The sequence below is a fragment of the Bittarella sp. HCP28S3_D9 genome (genome assembly GCF_052065655.1).
Lineage (GTDB): Bacteria > Bacillota > Clostridia > Oscillospirales > Ruminococcaceae > Bittarella > Bittarella massiliensis.
In genome coordinates this window covers 69,478-90,034 of record NZ_JBQHTP010000009.1, presented here as the reverse complement: position 1 = coordinate 90,034, position 20,557 = coordinate 69,478, and the positions used below count along the sequence as shown (strand labels likewise).

18 protein-coding genes are annotated in these 20,557 nt (G+C 63.5%); 10 read left to right on the top strand and 8 right to left on the bottom strand.

What is annotated here, in order from left to right; genetic code table 11:
* Window positions 1-99 precede the first annotated feature (99 nt).
* Window positions 100-1,323: an RNA polymerase sigma factor gene (locus ACTNAU_RS06750; protein WP_441097946.1), complete on the top strand. Its 1,224-nt coding sequence runs from the start codon at window positions 100-102 to the stop codon at window positions 1,321-1,323.
* An 84-nt stretch (window positions 1,324-1,407) separates the two neighbouring features.
* Here the strand turns inward: ACTNAU_RS06750 and ACTNAU_RS06745 are convergent, their stop codons facing one another.
* Complete coding sequence (locus tag ACTNAU_RS06745; RefSeq protein WP_441097945.1) at window positions 1,408-2,052, bottom strand: ECF transporter S component; 645 nt, start codon at window positions 2,050-2,052, stop codon at window positions 1,408-1,410.
* A 74-nt stretch (window positions 2,053-2,126) separates the two neighbouring features.
* Window positions 2,127-2,921: a type III pantothenate kinase gene (locus tag ACTNAU_RS06740; RefSeq protein WP_441097944.1), complete on the bottom strand. Its 795-nt coding sequence runs from the start codon at window positions 2,919-2,921 to the stop codon at window positions 2,127-2,129.
* Between the two features lie 403 nt (window positions 2,922-3,324).
* Here ACTNAU_RS06740 and ACTNAU_RS06735 point away from each other — a divergent pair, with 403 nt between their 5' ends.
* The 4 genes from ACTNAU_RS06735 (at window position 3,325) to ACTNAU_RS06720 (ending at window position 6,505) form a co-directional block, all read left to right on the top strand.
* Entirely contained in the window at window positions 3,325-3,939 is a 615-nt protein-coding gene (locus tag ACTNAU_RS06735; RefSeq protein ID WP_185914931.1) for an ECF transporter S component, read from the top strand.
* Window positions 3,940-4,056: 117 nt separating this feature from the next.
* Window positions 4,057-4,845, top strand: coding sequence for an energy-coupling factor transporter transmembrane component T family protein (locus ACTNAU_RS06730; protein WP_207721196.1), 789 nt, complete (start codon window positions 4,057-4,059; stop codon window positions 4,843-4,845).
* On the top strand, window positions 4,842-5,696 hold the full coding sequence (locus ACTNAU_RS06725; protein ID WP_216401837.1) for an energy-coupling factor ABC transporter ATP-binding protein: 855 nt from the start codon (window positions 4,842-4,844) through the stop codon (window positions 5,694-5,696). Before ACTNAU_RS06730 ends, ACTNAU_RS06725 begins: the two co-directional genes overlap by 4 nt.
* The gene (locus tag ACTNAU_RS06720; RefSeq protein ID WP_207721195.1) at window positions 5,696-6,505 is read left to right on the top strand and encodes an energy-coupling factor ABC transporter ATP-binding protein; all 810 of its coding nucleotides are present in this window, start codon (window positions 5,696-5,698) and stop codon (window positions 6,503-6,505) included. The genes ACTNAU_RS06725 and ACTNAU_RS06720 overlap by 1 nt, the downstream gene beginning before the upstream one ends.
* Window positions 6,506-6,598: 93 nt before the next feature.
* Here the strand turns inward: ACTNAU_RS06720 and ACTNAU_RS06715 are convergent, their stop codons facing one another.
* From ACTNAU_RS06715 to ACTNAU_RS06700, 4 genes are all read right to left on the bottom strand, one after another.
* A complete protein-coding gene (locus ACTNAU_RS06715) occupies window positions 6,599-6,739 on the bottom strand; it encodes an OadG-related small transporter subunit (protein WP_441097943.1) in 141 nt (46 codons plus the stop codon).
* Window positions 6,740-6,751: 12 nt separating this feature from the next.
* Window positions 6,752-7,876, bottom strand: coding sequence for a sodium ion-translocating decarboxylase subunit beta (locus ACTNAU_RS06710; RefSeq protein WP_021658325.1), 1,125 nt, complete (start codon window positions 7,874-7,876; stop codon window positions 6,752-6,754).
* A gap of 268 nt (window positions 7,877-8,144) precedes the next feature.
* Entirely contained in the window at window positions 8,145-8,414 is a 270-nt protein-coding gene (locus tag ACTNAU_RS06705; RefSeq protein ID WP_185914929.1) for a hypothetical protein, read from the bottom strand.
* 265 nt (window positions 8,415-8,679) lie between these two features.
* Window positions 8,680-12,009, bottom strand: a complete 3,330-nt coding sequence (locus tag ACTNAU_RS06700; RefSeq protein ID WP_441097942.1) for a hypothetical protein — start codon at window positions 12,007-12,009, stop codon at window positions 8,680-8,682.
* 189 nt (window positions 12,010-12,198) lie between these two features.
* Here ACTNAU_RS06700 and ACTNAU_RS06695 point away from each other — a divergent pair, with 189 nt between their 5' ends.
* Window positions 12,199-13,407, top strand: a complete 1,209-nt coding sequence (locus ACTNAU_RS06695; protein ID WP_441097941.1) for an RNA polymerase sigma factor — start codon at window positions 12,199-12,201, stop codon at window positions 13,405-13,407.
* A gap of 70 nt (window positions 13,408-13,477) precedes the next feature.
* Here the strand turns inward: ACTNAU_RS06695 and ACTNAU_RS06690 are convergent, their stop codons facing one another.
* Window positions 13,478-14,761: a hemolysin family protein gene (locus ACTNAU_RS06690; protein ID WP_441097950.1), complete on the bottom strand. Its 1,284-nt coding sequence runs from the start codon at window positions 14,759-14,761 to the stop codon at window positions 13,478-13,480.
* 63 nt (window positions 14,762-14,824) lie between these two features.
* Between ACTNAU_RS06690 and ACTNAU_RS06685 the strand changes: the two genes are divergently transcribed.
* Entirely contained in the window at window positions 14,825-16,096 is a 1,272-nt protein-coding gene (locus ACTNAU_RS06685) for a DUF368 domain-containing protein (protein ID WP_441097940.1), read from the top strand.
* An 88-nt stretch (window positions 16,097-16,184) separates the two neighbouring features.
* Entirely contained in the window at window positions 16,185-16,637 is a 453-nt protein-coding gene (locus ACTNAU_RS06680) for a hypothetical protein (protein WP_185914924.1), read from the top strand.
* An 81-nt stretch (window positions 16,638-16,718) separates the two neighbouring features.
* Here the strand turns inward: ACTNAU_RS06680 and ACTNAU_RS06675 are convergent, their stop codons facing one another.
* On the bottom strand, window positions 16,719-17,279 hold the full coding sequence (locus ACTNAU_RS06675) for a zinc-ribbon domain-containing protein (protein ID WP_441097939.1): 561 nt from the start codon (window positions 17,277-17,279) through the stop codon (window positions 16,719-16,721).
* Window positions 17,280-17,490: 211 nt separating this feature from the next.
* Here ACTNAU_RS06675 and ACTNAU_RS06670 point away from each other — a divergent pair, with 211 nt between their 5' ends.
* Both ACTNAU_RS06670 and ACTNAU_RS06665 read left to right on the top strand, forming a co-directional pair.
* Window positions 17,491-19,092, top strand: coding sequence for an ABC-F family ATP-binding cassette domain-containing protein (locus ACTNAU_RS06670; protein WP_185914922.1), 1,602 nt, complete (start codon window positions 17,491-17,493; stop codon window positions 19,090-19,092).
* Window positions 19,093-19,561: 469 nt separating this feature from the next.
* Window positions 19,562-20,509, top strand: a complete 948-nt coding sequence (locus ACTNAU_RS06665) for a D-alanyl-D-alanine carboxypeptidase family protein (protein WP_185914921.1) — start codon at window positions 19,562-19,564, stop codon at window positions 20,507-20,509.
* Window positions 20,510-20,557 lie beyond the last annotated feature (48 nt).

Sequence of the window (20,557 nt, the reverse complement as noted above, 5' to 3'; positions counted from 1 at the left end):
GCAAAAACGGGTCACATTTTGGCAAAAAAATTTCCCGCTTGCACCCGGCGGGGCGGCCGTGCTATATTGGCAGAGAGATTGGGGACAGGGGGACGCCAGGTGAAGACATATAGCCACGCCGAACTGGGGGAGTTGGCCCGCAGGGCCGCCGCGGGGGACCGGACCGCCTTTGACCGGCTCTACGCCGCCACCGCCCGCTTTCAGTACTACCGCATCCTGCAGATGGTGGGCAGCGCCCAGGTGGCAGAGGACCTGCTCCAGCAGACCTACCTGCACCTCTGGCAGAAGATCGCGGAGATCGACCCGCCCGAGCTGGTGGCCGCCTATCTCAGCGGTATCAGCCGCAACCTCTGTTTGCAGCACCTGCAGCGGCAGCGGCGGCAGCAGGCCCCCCTCTCCCTCTCCGGGGGCGAGGCCGCCAACGCGGCCGACCTGAGCCCCACCCCCCAGCAGTGGGCCGACAAGAAGAGCGACGTGGAGAGGATGCAGGCCGCCCTCACCGCCCTCACAGAGGAGGAGCGGGAGGCGGTGCTGTTGCGGTATGTGCAGCGGCTGAAGGTGCGGGACGTCGCCGCTGTCATGGGCCGCTCTGAGAGCACGGTCAAGCGGCTGCTGCGCCGGGCCATGGGCAAGCTGCGGGGGGCCATGGGGCTGGGGGGACTCTTGGCAGGGCCCGCCGTCGCCCGCATCGCCCGCCAGAGCTGGCGGCAGGCGGGCGGTCAGGGCAGGAAAGAGCGCGCTTCCCGCCGCCCCCCTCTCCGCCTGCTGGCGGGGCTGGCCGCCACTCTGTCCGCCCTGGCAGTGGGGACCGCCGCCACAGCCCCCGTTCAGATCGATTGGGTGGAGTGGCCCGACAGCGTCCCCCAGACCCAGCCGGTCCAGGTGAGCGCCCAGGTGTCCTGCCCCGCGGGGCTGCGGGAGGTCTATTTGGAGGGGGAGGGCCTCCGCCTGCCCCTGTCGCACCGAGACGGGCGCTATGCGGCGGCCGTTCCCCGCAGCGGCCGCTACACCCTGGTGGCCCGGGGGAAAAATGGCAGCGCCGCCAGCCGGGAGGTGTCGGTCACCTGCATCGACGACCAACCCCCAGTTTTGCAGGGCAGCGCGTGGGAGGAGGGTCTCACCGTCTTCACCTTTGCCGACCCCAGCGGCGTGGCCGAGATGTACTGCACCGGCGAGGACGGCCGCCGCATCGACCCGGTGCAACAGGACCTGGCCGACGGCTGGTTTGCCTTTGCCCTGCCGCCGGGCAGCTACACCACCTGGGTGCGCGATGCGCTGGGCAACCAGGGCAGGGGGAGCACCCGGGTATCCGCGCGGCAGTAGCGCCCTCTGTATCTCCCCCCTCTCCACCCAAAAGGGCCCCCGGCACAGCGCCGTGCCGGGGGCCCTCGCTTTTACTGCTCCATTCTATCGACCGGCCTGGGGGCTGCCCCGCCCCTGCAATGCCAGCAGCGGCCGGCAGACAGCGGTGGAGAGGACGGCCGCCACCAGGGCCTCCGGCACCCCCACAGTGCCCACCAGGGCGGCGATCCAGCCGAAGAGGGCGCCGTAATCCACCCCCTGGGCCGCCGCGTAGGCCGGCCCGAAAAAGAGGTAGATGCCCCCCATCACCAGCAGGGTGTTGCAGAGGGAGCCAGCCACCGCCGCCACGGCCATGGCCGCCGTCTTTCGCCTGCCACCCCGGGCGATGGCCCGGTAGCAGAGCCCCGCTGTCACCCCGATGAGGATGCGGGGCACCAGACAGATCACCAGGCTCCACAGGTTGCCGTGGGTCTCCCCCACCCCGTAGAAGGGGGAGAAGACAAAGCTGCTCAGGTTGGGCTGAAAGGTGTTTTTCAGCAGGCTGGTGAGCCCGAAAAAGCCCCCCAGCACCCCGCCCGCCTTGGGCCCCAGCAGGATCCCCCCGATGATCACCGGGATGTGGACGGTGGTGGCGTTGATGAACCCCAGGTTGATGTACCCCAGCCAGGGCACCGCCGACAGGACCGCGATCAGGGCGGCCAGCAGCGCCATCTGCACCAGGGTGGTTGTCTTTCGTCTCGTCTTTGACACAGCGCATTCCTCCTGCTGCCGTTCCCGCATGAAGGGCGGGATACAGCGCATATTCTGGGAAAGAAGGGCCGGGGCTATTCGCCCCGCTGCCGCTCCGCTGTATTTTTCCGATAGATGGCCGCGAGCCCCCGCAGCAGCAGGTGCTCTTTTAAGAGGAAAGGCACCCGGCAGTAGGGCTGCACCAGGGCTGCCCACCGCCCGCAGAGGTAGAGGGGGCAGTCCGTCCCCAGCGCCTCCTGCAGCCGCTCGGCCATCCCGTCGAGCATGGCGGCGTGGCCGTGGAGCAACCCGCCCCGCATGGCCCCCACCGTGTCGCTTCCCAGGGGGGGCGCAAAGCCCCCCTCCAGGGCGATTTCCGGCAGGCAGGCCGCCCGCTCCCGCAGGGCCTCCAGCGAGAGGGCCAGGCCGGGCATCACGGCGGTGCCCCGCAGAGCGCCGCCCTCCCCCAGGGCCACGGCGGCGGTGGCCGTCCCCAGGGAGAAGGCCGCGCAGGGCCCCCCTGCCAGGGTCAGCGCCCCCACCGCCAGGGCCACCAGGTCGCTGCCGGTGGCCGCCGGGTTCTGGGTGCGGATGTCAAGCCCCGTCTTGACGCCGGGTCCCAACACCAACCTGCGCCCCCCCGGCCGCACCAGCAGGTCGGCCGCCTCAGCCGCCGCCTGGCGCAGCGAGGGCACCACGCAGGAGAGGATCGCCCCCGAAAAGGGCTCCTCTCCCCCGCCGGCCAGGGCCAGCGCCTGGCGGATGTGCAGGGCCAGGTCAAAGGCGGTCGCGCCCTTGCGGGTGGCGGTCTGCGCGACAAATCGCAGCTCCTCCCCCGCGAACGCCCCCGCCGAGATGGCAGTATTGCCCACATTCAGCACAAGCAGCATAGCAAGGCCCTCCCCCTTGTGACGATCGATCGGAAAACCAGCTGATTTCCCGGTGTCAGTGTACCCCATTTCGGGCAAATTGGCAAGGGCGCGTCGCCCCTCTCCACAGACCCGGCCCCCTGTTTTCCGGCCACCGGCTCCCCCCGCCCCGCCCCCGGTGCGGGCCGACAGGCCGCACCGGGGACGGCGCGAAAAGAGGACTCGCTATCCTGTCAAAACCGCCCTCTCTTTTTTGGTAATATCGATAAAATAAAAGAAAATGATTGATTTTTTTGTTGACTAACACTATACTGTGGGTAGTAGTATTTACAGTTTGTTAACAAGAGGGAAGTGCTTGTCGAGGTCGTTTCCCGCCTTGTTTGGCAGGCCGAACGGATTACAACTTCTGAGGAGGTACGCATCCATGAAAAAAATGAACAAACTGGTCATCTTCTTGATTCCCATCGGCATTGCAGTCAACTTCGTGGGTGGGCAGATCGCCATTCTGCTCAAACTGCCGCTCTACCTGGACGCCATCGGCACCATTGTGGTGGGCGCGCTCTGCGGCGGCGTCCCCGGCGCCCTGGTCGGTCTCATCACCAACCTGCTCAACGCCATCACCTCGCCAACCACCCTCTACTACGCGGTGCTCAACGTGGCCTTCGGCTTTGTGGCCGGCTGGTTCTCCAAAATCGGCGTCTTTAAGAGCCTGTGGAAAACCCTGCTGTCCGCCCTGGTCTTCGGCTTCATCGGCGGCGTCATCGGCCCCTGCATCACCATCCTCTTCCTAGGTGGCTACGGCGCCAACGCCACCGGCCTCATCACCGGCGCCCTGGTCGCGGCCGGCTGGTCGGTCGCTCCCGCCTGCTTTGCCTCTGAGGCCTTTGCCGACTTGCTCGACAAGGTCCCCACGGTGATCATTGTCTTTATCATCCTCAAGAGCATGCCCAACCGCTTCCTCACCAAGCTGCCGCTCGGCCACGTCTACATCGGCGCCAGCGGCGCCGACGAGGACGACGAAGAGGAAGAGACCCTCTAGCGTTTTCCGTCCCCCTTCCCAACCTCGACTGCAAAAAAAGACAGGCCGCTGGGTGAGCAGCGGCCTGTCCCTTTTCCCAAGGCAGCCCCAAATTTTGACACAAAGGAGTGGATCGGTTTGGATCTGGATTTTGCCTATTCCTTTAAAAAGCCCCAGCTCTACGGGAACTGGCTGATGGACGTCAATCCCCTCAACAAGTTCAACTTCTGCGCGGTGATGGCGGCCGTGGGCTTCATCCTCCCCTACTGGTGGATTGGCTACGCCATGATGGCGGGTTTCCTCATCCTGGCGGCCATCGCCGGCAAATTCGGCCCCTTTTTCAAGATGTTTTACAAGGTTTTCCTGCTGGTGGGCGCCATCCTCTTTTTGATGCGCGCCATGTTCACCGAGGGCACCACCGTCCTCTTCAGCTGGGGCAACATCCACGTGACGGTGGAGAGCATCTTCTACGGCCTGCGGGTGGCGGGCACGGTGGTCGCCTTCTGCGCGGCGGTCATCCTCTTTTACAACATCACCCCCATGCGCGACCTGATGTACTCCCTCGAGCGCATCGGCGTCTCCCACGAGACCTCCTACATCTGCCTGGCCTCGATGCAGGCCATCACCGATTTGGGGGAGAGCTCCAAGGTCATCATGGACTCCCAGAAGGCCCGCGGCATTGAGACCGAGGGCGGTCTCATCAGCCGGATGAAGGCCTTTATCCCCATCATCGGGCCGCTGGTGCTGGGGGCCATCTCCAACACCGAGGAGAAGTCCATCGCCATGGACGCCCGCGCCTTCTCCGCCCCGGTGAAGCACACCTTCCTGCGGGAGCTGCGCAAGACCCCGGCTGCCGAAAAGGCGGTCATCATTCTCATCGACATCGCCCTCGTGGCGGTCATTGTGGGGAGGATCATCTGGCTATGAGTTTTATCACCTTACAAGACGTCTCCTACAAATACCCCCTGGCCAAGACCTTTGCCCTCAAGCACGTGGACCTCTCCTTTGAAAAGGGGAAATTCTACGGCATCATCGGCCAGAACGGGGCCGGCAAGACCACCCTGTGCAACCTGGTGCGGGGACTGGTCCCCCACTTCTACGGCGGCTCCCTCACCGGCAAGACCATCATCGACGGCACCGACGTCAAAAAGTGGGACACCGACCAGCTGGCCACCCAGATTGGCTATGTCTTTCAAAACCCCTTTACCCAGATCAGCGGCGTCAAGGAGACCGTCTTTGAAGAGATCGCCCTGGGCCTTGAAAACCTGGGCATCCCCAAAGATGAGATGATCGAGCGGGTCATTCGGGTCTGCAAGCTGCTGAAAATCGAAGACCTCATCAAGCGCGACCCCAATGCCCTCTCCGGCGGGCAGCGGCAGCGGGTGGCCTTTGCCGCCATCATCGCCATGGACTCCGACACCCTGGTCATCGACGAGCCCACCTCCCAGCTCGACCCCGAGGGGACGGCCGACGTCTTCGCCATCATCCAGCTGCTCAAAGAGCAGGGGAAGACGGTGCTCCTCGTCGAGCACAAGATCGACCTGCTGGCCGAGTACGCCGACGAGATCGTGGTGCTGGAAAAGGCCCAGGTGGCCTTTCACGGCCCCGCGCAGGAGGTGCTGCAAAACCCCGCCCTCTTAGAGCACGGCGCCCAGATCCCCCAGGTGGCGCTGCTGGGCAGCAGGCTGGAGAAAAGGGGAATTGGGCTGGCGCGCATCCCCATCACCCAAAAAGACGCCATCGCGGCCATTGAAGAGAGATTGGGGGGAGAGAGCTGATGGCAATTGAACTGAAGGACGCATCCTTTACCTACCCCAACGGCTACACCGCCGTTGAGCACCTGGACCTGCTCATCGAGAGCGGCGAAAAGGTGGGCATCGTCGGCCAGAACGGGGCCGGCAAGACCACCGCCGTCAAGATGATGAACGGGCTGCACAAGCCCTCGGGCGGCGACGTCATCGTCGACGGGGTCAACACCAAGGAGAAGACCACCGCCCAGATCTCCACCTACGTGGGCTATGTCTTTCAAAACCCCGACGACCAGATCTTCAACAAGAGCGTCATCGCCGAAATCGAGTACATGCCCCGCTACCTGAAGATGGAGGAAAAGGAGATCAAGCGCCGGGTGGACCGGGCAGTCGAGCTCACCGGCATCGCCAAATACCTGAAGAAAAACCCCTTCGACATCCCCTACTCCACCCGCAAGTTTGTGGCCATCGCCGCCATCCTGGCCACCGAGACCCCCTACCTCATCCTCGACGAACCCACCGCCGGGCAGGACGCGGAGGGGATCGCCATCCTCTCCCACCTGATCGACGCCCTGCAGGCCGAAGGGCGCAGCGTCATCACCATCACCCACGACATGGAATTTGTGGCCGACAACTTCGACCGGGTGGTGGCCATGGCCCAAAAGCACATCATTGCCGACGGCAGCGCCCGCGACATCTTCTGGAATGAAGAGGTGGTCAGCACCTCCCGCATCCGCAAGACCGCCATCGGCGAACTGGCCAAAGAACTGAAAATCGGCGAGCGCATCCTCTACTGCGACGAGATGGTGGAGGAGATCGCGCGGCGGCTGGGGCGGTAGTTCCCCCTTCTGCCCAAAAGAGAGCTAGCCCCGGACACCCAATCAGGTGCCCGGGGCTAGCTTGTTGCGGAGAAAGGCCTTCCAGCTGGGGGGCTACTTCTCCTCCCCCCGCTCGGGGAAGAACTTGCACAGCAGCTTGATGCTCAAATAGATGACGAGGATGACGGCAAAGATGCCGCCCATCCCGTAGCCCATGATGGGCAGGGTCGATAAAAATTCGGGAATGTGAAACACAGCGCGCCCTCCTTACTTGGCAATCAGGCTGATGATCAGCCCGCCGGCGATGACCGAGGCGATCTGCCCGGCCACGTTGGCCCCAGCCGCATGCATCAGCAGGAAGTTCTGGGGGTCCTCCTTGAGGCCCATCTTGTGAATGACCCGGGCCGACATGGGGAAGGCCGAGATGCCGGCCGCCCCCACCATGGGGTTGACCTTCTTTTTGCAAAAGAGGTTGAGCAGCTTGGCGAAGAGCACGCCCCCCACCGTGTCGAAGATGAAGGCCACCAGCCCCAGCCCCATGATGAGCAGGGTCGCCGGCTGCAGGAAGTACTCGGCCTGCATCTTGGTGGCGATGGTCAGCCCCAGAAGCAGGGTGATCAGGTTGGCCAGCACCTTCTGCGCGGTCTCGGAGAGCATCCCCAGCACCCCGCACTCGCGAATGAGGTTGCCAAACATCAAAAAGCCGATCAGCGAGACCGATTTGGGGGCAATCAGCCCGGCGATGACAGTGATGAGGATGGGGAACAGGATCTTGGTCGTCTTGGAGATGGAGAGGGGGTTGTAGGGCATTTTGATCCGCCGCTCCTTTTGGGTGGTGATCAGGCGGATCACCGGCGGCTGTACAATGGGCACCAGCGCCATGTAGGAGTAGGCCGCCACGATGATGGCCCCCACGTAGTTGGACTCAAAATAGTTGGCCACAAAGATGGAGGTGGGGCCGTCGGCCGCGCCGATGATGGCGATAGAGGCCGCGTCGTGCAGCTCAAAGCCAAAGAGCGAGGCGATGCTCAGGGTGAAGAAGATGCCGAACTGCGCCGCCGCGCCGAAGAGCAACATCTTGGGGTTGGACAGCAGCGGCCCAAAGTCGATCATGGCGCCAATGCCGATAAAGAGCAGCAGGGGGAACAGCTCGTTGGCGATCCCCGCCCGAAAGAGGGTGTCGATGGCCCCCTGCTCCACCCCGCTGCCGGCCACCTGGTCCACCGCGCCCGAGAGGGGCAGGTTCACCAAGATGGCGCCAAAGCCCATGGGCAGCAAGAGGGTGGGCTCCATCTCCTTTTTGATGGCCAGCCAAATCAGCAGCCCGCCGATGACCCACATGACGATTTGGCCCGGGGTGATGTTGAGAATGTTTTCAAACAAAACTTCCATTGTGCACTCCCATTTCTTCGCTCTGCAGTTGCACCGCCCAAAACTGTGCAAAAAAAGAGACTTTCACCGTGAAAACCACAGTAAAAGTCTCACTTTTTATAGTATGTGCGGATTTTTTTGCAAAAATCGGATTGACGCACCATACGACGGCGCAGGGCGCCGCAAGTTACTCCCTTTTGGGCGGTATGCAGTTGTTACCGGATAAGAATACCACAAGCCGTCGCCCAATTGCAAGGCCCCTCTGTAAAGTCTGGGTAAAATTCGCCTTTTAAAAAGTCCAGTCCTGTTCTCTGCGGCAGGTGAGGAGCCCCATCTCCGCCACAAGCAGCCCCATCCAGACGGTCAGCAAACCCCCGTCAAGCCCGCAGCGACGAGCAGAGTAGAGGATGGCCGCCACTCCCGCCAAAAAGAGGAGGAAGCAGCCGTCCCCCAGGGGCAACTGCAGCCCCTCCCCCTCTCTGCGGGGGCGGGTGCCACAAAAGCGCAGCGCCAGATAGGCAAGGGAGACGGCCATTCCCAACAGGGCCAGCCAGTGCACTAGGCACCCCTCCCCGAAAAATTGCGCGGTAAGAGATGAAATTGTCCCCTGTTGAAAGGTCACCGCCGAATCACCCCCTTGTCACTTCTCTAACAATAGGTGTTCAAAGTTGGGGCGAAACGGTCACTTTTTTCCGTTTTGCTTTTATTTTCTCTGTTTTGGTGTATTTTGCCGTCCCCAATCGACAAAAAACTGCACAAAAAGGCGGTCGATGACCAGTCATCGACCGCCTGGGACCGCTCTCACCTCAAATTTTTGCGGCGAGTCAGCGCGCTGTCCCTCCCCGCCGCTGTGTGCGACCAGCCAGCAGGGCCAAATCAGCCAGCACCACTGCTCCCCACAGCGCCGCCAATGGCAGGTCCCACGCACAGCTGTGCAGCGCCGCCAGGTAGAGCGCCGCCCCCGCCATCAGCGAGAGAAAGCCGCTGTCGCCCCAGGAGAGGCGCGCCGCCTCTCCCCTCTCCCGCGGGCAAGTTCCCCGCAGCCGGAAGGCCATATGGGTCAGGCAGAGGAGAAGGCCCGCCAGTTCCAGCCAGTGCAGCAGACAGCCGTTCCCCAAACTGCCCTGTGGCCCCTCTCCGGTGTGCGGAGCGCCGTCGGACCCGTTGTCGTGGGCGCCCCCCTGCCCATCTTGGTTGCCGTCGGGCAATGTGTCGGCTGACGCCCCTCCCTCCTGCAGGACAAACTGCAAAAAGAGGGTGGTGCGGTTGCCGGAGGAGTCCTCTAAGGTGTAGGTGACAACGTACTCCCCCGGTTTGGTGGTGTCGATCCCACCCACCGCCTTGCCGTTTTGGGTCACGGCAAAGCGGATTTCTTTGAGCCCCCCGTCCGGCTGGGTCGAGGTGAACCGGTAGCGGCCGGAGAGGAGACTGCGGATCTCCCCCTCGTCTAGCCAGCCCCCTGACAGGGGCGGGACGGTCACGGTCTGCACCAGCCTGTCCTTCACCGTGGCGTACTTGGTGCCGCTCTGCCAATCCTCCACCACCTCCGGGCCGTCGGGCCGGCTCCCCGGCTCCACCGTGGGGTCGTTGGGGTCGTACTCGATCACCGGCGGGACCCCCTGGCCCACAAAGGTATATTGCAGGTGAACGGTGGTCTGGTTGCCCTGGCTGTCGGTCACCGTCTGGGTGATGACGCAGCTGCCGGGCTTCGAGGTGTCCAGCCCCGCGGTGGAGATGTCTTTTCCGCCCGCCGTCACGGCGACCGGGCCGCGGGTGAGGACCCCGTCCCCCTGGGCGCTGCCGAACTGGTAGCGGCCCTTCAGTATCTCTGTCGCCACCTGGGCCGTCAGCCTGCCGCTGTAGGCGGGAGGCGTGTCCACCACCTCGGTGATGCTGTCGTAGAGGTGGGCGTGATTTTTCCCCGTTTCCGGGTCGTCTTTGATCGCCGGCTTGGGGAGGGGCTTCAGGGGGTCGAAGGAGGGGCCCACCGGCGGGTCGGGGTCCTCCCCCCAGTCCACCACCGGCGGGGCGTCCCGGTCGATGAGGGTGTCGGTGAGAATGACGGTGGTGGTGTTCCCGTCCGCATCGGTGGCGATGCAGGTGACGGTGAAGCTGCCCGCCTGGGTGGCGTCCACCCCTTCCCCGGTGACGTCCTTCCCGTCTTGGGTGATGGCGTAGGCATAGGTCAGGCCGGTGTCCCCGGGAATATGGGAGGAGAAGCCGTAGCGGCTGTCAAACAGCTTTTGGGCTTCCTCCACTGTGAACCGCCCACCGTAGAGGGGGGCCTCTCGGTCGATGATCTCCTGAATGTGGTCGCGGATGGTAATGTGCACCAGGCCGTTTTCATCCACCTCCTTCTCTGGGTCGGAGGGGGTGACGCTGGGGTCGCTGGGGTCCACCGAGGGCGGGTCGTTGACGGTGATTGCCAGAGGGGGAGAGGCGTTCCCCGCCGCGTCCACCGCCCGGTACTTGCCGTTTTGGGCGACGGCAAAAGTCTGGCTGGCGGCGCCGTTGCCGTCGGTCAGGGCAAAGGCCTTGGCGCCGACCCAGCGGCCGGTCTTGGCGTCGTACCGCTCCAACTTCCAGACGCCTGAAAGGCTGTCGGTCAGGGTGAGGGTCTTCCCCGAGACGGAGAGGGTGGGGGCGGTGGCGTCGATCTTCACCTGGTCCTTCACCGTGGTGGAGACCTCTTTGGTGCCGCTGTTTTTGGCCTGGTAGACCGTCTCAGTCCCCCCGGTCTCCTCGCCGTAGACCTTTTTGGGGGTGGCCTGGTCCAGGGTGGCGGCCAAATCCGCCCCCTCTTTGATCTCGAACTGGTCAAAGTCCCCGGGGCAGAACACCACCTCCACCGGGCTGTTGTTCCATCCGTTTTGGTTGGCCGGGGTGCGGGTAAAGTGGTAGTCCTTCCCCGCCGTCCCCTGCTCCTCCGCCGGTTTCTCCGGGTCGTAGGGCACCAGGGGCACCGCCGGGGCCAGCTCGGTCTTGGAGTACTGTTTGGACAAGAAGAAGTCGTCCTCGATCATCTGGCCAATGGTCACCGCTTTGCCCTCTGGGTTTGTCACCTTGGCCCGATAGGTGACCTCTGTTCCGCCGGGTTTGCAGGAGAGGGGGATGCCGGTCCCGGTGATGTTGACGTTGTTCACCACATGTCCGTCCACCTTTACCTCTTGCGTCTCCCCTGTGGCCCAGGTGCTGCTGTCGAAGTTGAGCATGGCGGTAGGGTAGTCGGCGCTGTCCGCCAGCTTGAGGTGAACCGGCACCGGATCGCCGCCCACAAAGGTGTTGTTCACCTTGGCCCGGATGGTGACGATGTCCCCATCCTGCACCTGCCTTTTCTCCTCCTCGCTCATGGGCTGCCCACTGCTGTTGAGGATGGTGGTCTCCACAAACTTCGGGTTGTACTTGGTGTACTTGACCTCTTCAAACTGGGCGCGCACCATGGAGGTAGGCACCGCCGACTCTTTCCTCCAGGTCGTCTGTCCGCAGAGCCTGAGGTAGGAGCTGTCCTGCTGCAGCACGTCGCACTGGTCTTTTTTCAAAGAGATGGAGGTGTCGCCGTATGTACAGGTAAGCGTTCCCGTCGCCGCGTTGTAAGAGAGGACGATGGGGGTACCGTCCACCACCTTGGCGGCCGGAATCACCTTTGAGTCGTAGGTCGCCACGATGGTGGCGCTGATGTTGTTCCACTTGCGAAAGCGGAGGGTCAGATCAGAGCTGCCGTTTAGAAACACCGCTTCGATGAGCAGCTGGCTGTTGTCCACCAGGCCGTGGATGGAGTACTTGAAGATCGTCTCCGTCGCGGTGGGGCCGCTCTTCATGATGAACTTGCTGGCCATCTGCCAACTCGCCTTCAGCGAGATTTTCCGCTTGCTGGTCACCAAGGTCAGTTGAGACATAAAACTGGTATTGTGCGCCACCACCTCGTTCCTGTCCGGGTGGCCCGACGGGTCGCTGAAGAAGATGTCATTTTTGTCCATCTCCAGCGGGGTGTAGTGCGGGTCATTATCGGAAAAAATATCCTTCAGGTTGAAGCTGCCCACAAAATTGTCGTCTTTCGTCTCCGTCGCCAGGACAGCGGGAAAGGCAAGTCCCCCCAGTGCCACCACAGTGGCCAGCCCCAGGGCTGCCAGGCGCCGTCTCTTTTTATATCGCATCGCCCATCGCTCCTCCTATTTTTTACTTATCAAGAGTAAGCGTCACAATCCCCCGCAAGTTGGTCAGATTTTTTGCAAAATTCAGCAGAAAATTTTTACAGCGCGAAAATTGTCAAATTGCCCTTTGGAAAACGGCATTTTCGTGTTACAATAAGGCCAATTTTATCAAATTAGTAGGGGGATAGCGCGATGCGGGAACTGAGCCACCGCCGGCTGGCAGAACTGCTCGACCGGGCCAGAGCAGGCGACCGAGAGGCCTTTGACGAACTCTACCGGGCCACCGCGCCCATTCAGTACCGAAAGGCGCTGGGGATGTTGGTCCGGCCCGACCTGGCGGAAGAGGCGGTGCAGGAGAGCTATTTGACCCTGGTGAAAAAGTGGGAACAGCTGCACTCGCCCCAGGCCCTAGTGGCCTATCTCAACCGGGCTACCTACCTCAACTGCCTGGCCATCCTCCGCCGGCAGACCCGCCAGCCCGAATTGCGGGAGGACGAGAGCCTGGCCTCCATCCCCGATGTGGACGAGCTGGTGCAGCCGGAAGAGGCCACCCAGGGGCGGGACGAGCAGGAGCGGCTGCTGGGCGCCCTGGCCGCCCTTCCCCCCGACCAGCGCCAGGCGGTGCTGCTGCGCTACTGCCAAAAGCTCCCCCTCGCGCAGATGGCCCAGGTCATGGACTGCTCGGTGAGCACGGTGCAGCGACTGCTCGGCCGCGCCCTCTCCTCCCTGCAAAAGCAGATGGGCGGCCTTCCCGGCGTATTCGTGGGGCCCGCCGTGGCCCGGGCGATGGGACGGCTCTCCCCCTCGCCCGGAACTTCCGCCCCCAAAAAGGGGGCCTCTCTCCGCTGGGCGGCAGCGGCCGTTCTCACCGTCGCCGGGGTGGGGTTGGGTCTGGGGGTCGGGTCCAGACCCCGAATTCAGTGGGCACAGGGAGAGCGCGGCTGGCGCAACACCCCCTGCCCGGTGACGGTGGCGACGGCGGGCCCAGTGTCCACCGCCGCCTTCGCCGGGGAGGACGGCGCCATCTACCCCGCCCAGCGGCAGCCAGACGGCCGCTTTCTCGCCCTGTTGCCCCAAAACGGCAGCTACACCCTGACCCTGCGCTCATCCATTGGGCGGACGGCCGAGGCACAGCTCTGGGTGGAAAATCTGGACTGCTCCCCCCCGCTGGTGGGCGCAGTCGCCCGCCAAAACGGGCGGACCCGCATCCCCCTGACAGACGAGGGCGCGGGGGTGGACTGGGCCTCTGTGCGCCTTACCGGGGCAGATGGGGCGGAACACCAGCCGGTCGGACGGGAGGGGGAAGCCCTCCTCTACGCCCTTCCCAACGGCGGGTACACCCTGGAGGCGAGCGATCTTGCCGGCAACACCCTAAGGGCCAGGGTGAGCGTCTTTGACTGAAGCGGCCTCAAATAGGAAGAGGGGGCAGCCACGGGTGGCTGCCCCCTCTTTTTTCTCTCTGCCGGCGCGCCTACTCGGCGGCCGCCTGGGCCTGCGGCTCCTCTTTCCAGACCAAGACCCGGTCGATGCGCCGCTCCTCCATCCGCGCCACCCGGGCGCAGTAGCCCCCTCCCAGGGGGAGGACGGTGGCGTCCCCCTGCTGGGGGATGTAGCCCAGCTCTTCAATGAGCAGGCCGGCCAGGGTGTCGTACTCGCCCCCGTAGTCCAGCGCAATGCCGAGGATCTCCTCCACCTCTTCCAGCTCAATAGAGCCGGCGAAGAGATAGCGGCCGGGCGCCAACTCCTGGCAGTCGGCCTCTTCCCTGTCGTACTCGTCGGCGATGTCGCCGACGATGTCCTCCAGCAAGTCCTCCATGGTGACGATGCCGGCGGTGCCGCCGTACTCGTCCACCACAATGGCCATGTGGACCTTTTCCTTTTGAAAGGTGCGAAGCAGCTTGCTGCAGAGCATGCTCTCGGGCACATAGATGGGGGCGCGCATGCAGTCGGCCGCCTTTTCGACCTGCTTGGAGTCGTCCAGCAGGTCCTTTACGTAGAGGATGCCCACCACGTCGTCGGCCGTCTCGTGGTAGACCGGGATGCGGGAGTACCCCTCCCGCCTGGCCAGTTCCTTCACGGCGGCGATATCGTCGCTGTCCTCCACCATGCTCACGTCGGTGCGGTGGGTCATCACCTCGCCCACCGTCTTGTCGTCAAAGGCGAAGATGTTCTCGATGAGCTCTTTTTCATCGCCGTCAAACACGCCCTTTTTGGCGCCGGTCTCCACCATCAAAAGGACGTCTTCGGGGGTGATCTCCTCCTCGTCCTCCCCCGGCTTTTGGCCCAACAGCCGCAAAATGCCGTTGGTGGACTGGGCCAGCAGCCAGACAAAGGGGCGGGCGATGCGGTAAAACAGGGAGATGACCCCCGCCACCCGCAGCGCCACGGCCTGGGCCCTGCGCATGGCGATGCGCTTGGGCACCAGCTCGCCAAAGACGATGGTGAAATAGGACAGCAGCAGGGTGATGAGCACCAGGGAGCCGCCCTGCAGGATGCCCCGGTCCACCGGCAGGAAGGACAGGGCGTCCGCCAGCATCCCCGCAAAGTTGTCCGCCGCCACGGCCGAGGCCAGAAAGCCCGAGAGGGTGATCCCCACCTGAATGGTGGAGAGGAAGTTGGAGGGGGTGTGGGTGAGGAAGAGCAACTTCCCCGCCGCTTTGCTCCCCCCGTCGGCGAGTTTTTGCACCTTGGCCTCATTGACCGAGATGACGGCAATTTCGCTCATGGCAAAAAAGGCGTTGGTGGCGATCAGCACCAACAAAATGGCAATACTGAGAAAAAGACTACTGTCGGAGTCCATATCCGCTCCCTTTCCTTGATGGGTCAAATAGTGTCCGCCCGGTGGGCGGGCGGCCCGTCCGGCCGCTGTCCGCGGTCGCCCCACAGGGAGCGGCCGGGAGAAATGGTACAAGATGATTCTATTATAGCGAAACAGCGGCCCAACGCCAACAACCGGCCGGGCTTCCCCGGCGGTGCGGCGGCAAGGCAGCGAAAGGGAGAAGGTCTTCCCGCTCTCCGGGCGCACCATTCCCGGCCAAATCCACCCCAAAAGGGGGAAAATCGCCTTTGCCCGGCTGCTGCCAAGCGCCCGGTGGCCGCACTTGACACAAATTTTACAGGGCCCCCCGCCGAGCGGCGGCTCCGCCCGGCCCGCACCCCCGCCACCAGGGCGGAGAACTGGCTGCGGGCATTGACTTTTGCCCCCGCCTTTTTTACACTGGTACAAATTTCTGAAAATAGGAGCGAGACGATGAAACGCACCAAAGAGGGACTTTCCACCCTCCTCTCCGGCCTGGTGGTGGGCAGCAGCATGCTCCTGCCGGGGATGAGTGGGGGGACCATGGCGATTATTCTGGGCATTTACAGCCGGCTTATCCGCGCCATCAGCAGCCTGACCAAAGATCGGGGCGCCAAGCGCCGGCAGAGCCTGCTCTTCCTGCTGGTCTTCTGCCTGGGCTCGCTGGGGGGGATGCTGCTCTTCTCCAAGGCGGTCCTCTACCTGACCGAGCGCTTTGGCGACCCCATGCTCTTTCTCTTCTCGGGGTTGATCCTGGGCAGCCTGCCGGTTTTGTGGCGGCAGGCGGGCATCCGCCGCCCCACCCCCAGCTGCCTCGCCGGGGCCGCCCTCGGTCTGGGGCTGGTCTTTGCCCTGCGGCTGGTGCCCGACGGCCTCTTCGCCCCTGGCGAGGGCTTCTCGCTCCAGGGGGCCCTGCTCCTCTTTCTGGCCGGGGCGGTGGTGGCGGTGGCCCTGGTGCTGCCGGGCATCAGCGCCTCCCACGTGCTGCTTTTGCTGGGGCTCTACCAGGTGGCCCTCTCGTCGGTCAGTCAGCTCTACCTTCCCTTTCTCCTCCCCCTCGCCCTGGGGCTGGTGGGGGGGATCCTCGCCACCACCTCCCTGCTGGACAGGGCCATGGAGCGGCGGCCCCAGTTCACCTACGCCCTGATTATCGGCTTTGTGCTGGGTTCGGTGGCCGAGGTGTTCCCCGGCTTTTCCGGCGGCTGGGGGGCTGCCCTCACCGGCCTCGTCTGTCTGACAGCCGGGTGCGCCGCCACCCTTTTGCTGGGGCGGCTGGGGCGGGCGCAGGAGTAGTCACACCATTCGGGCCGGGCGAACATATAGTGGAGCGTGACCAGATCGTCACGAGATTTGTTCGTCTGCTTGAAAGGAGTGTCTATCCGTGTACCGTTCCAAATACATCTGCGGTTTCCTGGCCTTCGCCAGCGCAGTGTTGGGCGCCATCTTTGCAGCTCTCTACTATACGGGCATCGCCGCTGTTTTGGTGTATGTGGCGCTGGGCTTTATCGCTGTTCTCTCCGCCATTGCCCTGCTTCTGCTGCTGGTCTTCGCCCTGCACCGCCCCTGCTGCGACAACTGCGAATTCTCCGACAGCATCTGCGGCTACCTGCCCTGCTTCCTCTTCTCCGCTCTGGGCGCCCTGATCCTCTCCCTCTTCACCGCCATCGTGGCGGTTGCGGGAGTGGCGAGCGTAGCCGCCATCATCCTCCTCTTCTTTGCCAGCGCCTTCGCCTTCATGATGCTGTTTACCCTGGCGGCCCTGGTCCATGGGATCATCAAGGACAACTGCCCCACCTGCGACTGCCACTACAGCTGCAACTGCGAGCGCCACTGACCCCTGAACGGCCGGCACAGCCTGCCATTGCCGCACAAAAAGGGACCGGACGACTGTCCGGTCCCTTTGCTTTTGCCCAGTCTAGCGGACAAGGTTGCTGATGACGGCGGCGAGGGAGTTGAGCGCAGCCACGCAGATGGCCACGATGTTGAGGACCTTGCCCACCGTGTCCCTCTCCCCAGTATAGGGGTTTTGCCCGGCCATCACCAGCCCGGGGATGGAGCAGCAGTAGGTGACGATGGGCAGCAAAACCGAAAAGACCAACCCGACGATCCCCAGCGTCAGGGTGGTGTTCTTTCTGTTTTTGCGGGGTCTCGGGATCTGGTAGGGCATCTGCTGGGGCGGCTGGTAGGGGGACTGGCCGCTCTGCTGGGGAGGGATCTGCCGGTAGGGCGGCTGCTGCGGGGGCGAGGGCGGGTACTGGTAGTTTGGCTGGTCATTTTGCGCCTGCTTGCCCGCACAGGGGTCGCCCACATAGGTGGCGGGCGGCGGCGGGGGTGGCGGGGCGTAGGCCGGCCGGTTGGCGGCGGCGCTGGGGTCCTGGGGCGGGGTGCTGCCGTCCAGCGCCGCGCCGCAGGTCTGGCAAAAGCGGGCCCCCACCTCTGCGACGGCGCCGCAGGTGGGGCAATATCTGGTGTCCATCTCTGAAACCTCCATTTTCAGGCGGCCCTTTCCGCCGGGTGGGCAGAGGGCGGCCTGTCGGTACTCCAATGTATCCAGTATACTGAAAAGCGGCGTGGGGAACAAGTTTTTTTGCCCCCTTTTGGGAATTTTCCCTGTTTTTTTGCGGCAGTATATGGTAGAATGGCAACCGTCGGCGGATGCCGAGGAGTATGCCAACGCGGAGGATTTTATGATTACCGTACAAAATGTCAGCCTGCAGTTCGGCGGGCAGAATCTCTTTAAAAATGTGGATCTGAAGTTCACCCCCGAAAACTGCTACGGCATCATCGGGGCCAACGGCGCGGGGAAATCGACCTTCCTGCGCATCCTCTCGGGGGAGCTGGAGCCCTCTACCGGGGAAATCATCATTCCCCCCGGCACCCGGATGTCGGTGCTGAAGCAAAACCACTTTGCCTACGACGAGTTCACTGTGCTAGACACCGTTTTGCAGGGCAACCCCCGGCTCTTTGAAATCATGAAGCAGAAGGACGAGCTCTACCAAAAGCCCGACTTCTCGGAGGAGGACGGCATCCTCGCCTCCGAACTGGAGGGGGAGTTCGCCGAGCTCGGCGGCTGGGAGGCCGAGACCGAGGCCCAGCAGATCTTGCAGGGGCTGGGCCTGTCGGCCGAGCTGCTCTACGAGGGGATGGCCGGCCTGGCCGAAAAGGTCAAGGTCAAGGTGCTGCTGGCCCAGGCCCTCTTCGGCCGCCCGGACATCATTCTCCTGGACGAGCCCACCAACGGCCTGGACATCGACGCCATCAACTGGCTGGAGGACTTTCTGCTGGACTTTGTGGGCACGGTGATCGTGGTCTCCCACGACCGGCACTTCCTCAACGTGGTCTGCACCCACATGGTGGACGTGGACTACGGCAAAATCAAGATGTACGTGGGCAACTACGAATTTTGGTATGAGTCCAGCCAGCTGATGCAGCGGCTGCTAAACGACCAAAAGCGCAAGCGGGACGAGAAGATCAAGGACCTGCAGGACTTTATCTCCCGCTTTTCGGCCAACAAGTCCAAGGCCAAGCAGGCCACCTCCCGCCGGAAGCTGCTGGACAAGCTGACGGTGGAGGAGATGCCCGCCTCCTCCCGCCGGTACCCCTTTGTGGGTTTCACCATGGACCGGGAGCCGGGCAAGGAGATCCTGACGGTGGACCGCCTCTCCAAATCGCTGGAGGGGGTGCCCGCCCTGCAGGAAATCAGCTTCACCGTCAACCGGGGGGACAAAATCGCCTTTGTGGGCGAAAATGACCTGGCCTTCACCGCCCTGTGCAAGGTGCTCACCGAGGAGGAAGAGCCCGACGGCGGCAGCTTCAAGTGGGGGGTCTCCACCAGCCGCAGCTACTTCCCCCAGGACAACACCGCCTACTTCGAGGGGGAGGACAAAAACCTGGTGGAGTGGCTGGCCCAGTACTCCCTGGGGGACACCACCGAGACCTACCTGCGGGGCTTTTTGGGGCGGATGCTCTTTTCGGGCGACGACGTGTACAAGCCGGTGAGCGTCCTCTCCGGCGGCGAGAAGGTGCGCTGCATGCTCTCGCGGATGATGCTGGGCGGGGCCAACGTGCTGCTGCTGGACCAGCCCACCAACCACCTGGATCTGGAATCCATCACCGCGGTGCAGAAGGGGCTGCAGAGCTTTGGGGGCATCCTCCTCTTTGCCTCCCACGACTACCAGACAGTGCAGTCGGTGGCCAACCGCATCATCGAGATCCGCCCCGACGGCATTCTCGACCGCCAGGGCAGCTATGAGGAGTTTTTGGAGTACAAAAAAGAGCGGGGCCTGTGAGGGGCCGCTCTTTCCCAATAAAGAAGGAGGGCGAGGCAGATGCCTCGCCCTCCTTCTTTGTCTCGATGCATATACTACAATTCCCCGCAGGCAAGTAGTTTTCCACAATACCTCATATTCAAAGCATATTGTCTTGCCAAAAAACCATAACAGTCATTAAGACGACACAGTACGGATGCCGTCTGCTCTACATCATATAGTTCTAGCCAAATAGCCGCTTCCCTATCCCCTTCTTTTGCCCGTATGAGCTCATCTGGCGCATTTCACTGCGCGCTGACCCCACATCTTTCAGTGGGGCTTTTTTTGTTACCTCGCCCGCAAAAAGCGGACCGCCATCCCCCCCGCGGCTCCATTTCTTTCAAAACTGCAATGTTTTCTCCATCACTTCTCAAGAAATGCGCCAGAAAGAGTTCAAGTGCCCCCCGCTCTTTTCTGGTTTGATGGAGGGGAGAAAGGAGCTGCATTGCCAATGACAAGACAGGGAAAGAAGAGGAGAGGGAGAGCGCTGCTGGCAGCCGCCGTTTTGCTGGCGGCCCTGGGGGGCGGGCTGGCCCTGCGCGCCGTGGGGGGCGACGCGCATCCCCGCCCCACCCCCGTGCAGAGCGCCCCCCGCTTTGACGACCGGGGGGTGGACAACCCCCTGGAGCTCTACAGCCCGGTCGCCTTTCTAGTGGAGTGCGGGGGCGGACAGGTGCTGCTCTCCCAGCGGAGGAAGGAGCGCATCTACCCCGCCTCCCTCACCAAAATCATGACGGTCATGCTGGGGATGGAGGCCCTTCCCGACTGGAACGCGGCGGTGCGCCTGCCCTCAAACTTTCAGCCCCTCTATGCGGCAAACGCCTCGATGGCCGGGTTCCTCCCCGGCGAGGAGGTGCGGGTGGCGGACCTGTTCTACGGCGCCCTCCTCCCCTCTGGGGCGGACGCCTGCCTGGGCATCGCCACCGCCGTCAGCGGCTCGGAGCCGGCCTTTGTGGAGCGGATGAACCGGCGCGCCCGGGAGCTGGGGATGGAGGACACCCACTTCGTCAACGCCGACGGGCTGCACCACCCCGACCACTACAGCACCGCGGCGGACATCGCCCTGCTGCTGGACAGCGCCCTGCAAAACCCCGCGTTTTGCCGCGTCTTTACCGCCCACAGCTATACCACCGCCCCCAGCTCGGCCCACCCCGACGGCCTTTTCCTCACCAGCACCCTGTTTGATGTGGGGATCCCCGCCCAGCTGGGGGGCGGGGCGATTTTGGGGGGCAAGACCGGCTACACCGAAGAGGCGGGCCTCTGCCTGGCCACCCTGCTGCAAAAGGGGGACAGGCGCTACCTGTTGGTGACGGCAGGGGCGCCCGGCTCCCACCAGAGCGCCCCCTACCACGTGGAGGACGCCCTCAACATCTGCCAAAACGCCCTGCCCGACGACTGACAACCCCCACCCCCTTGTGCTATACTGGTACCAAGTTGCCGCACAGGG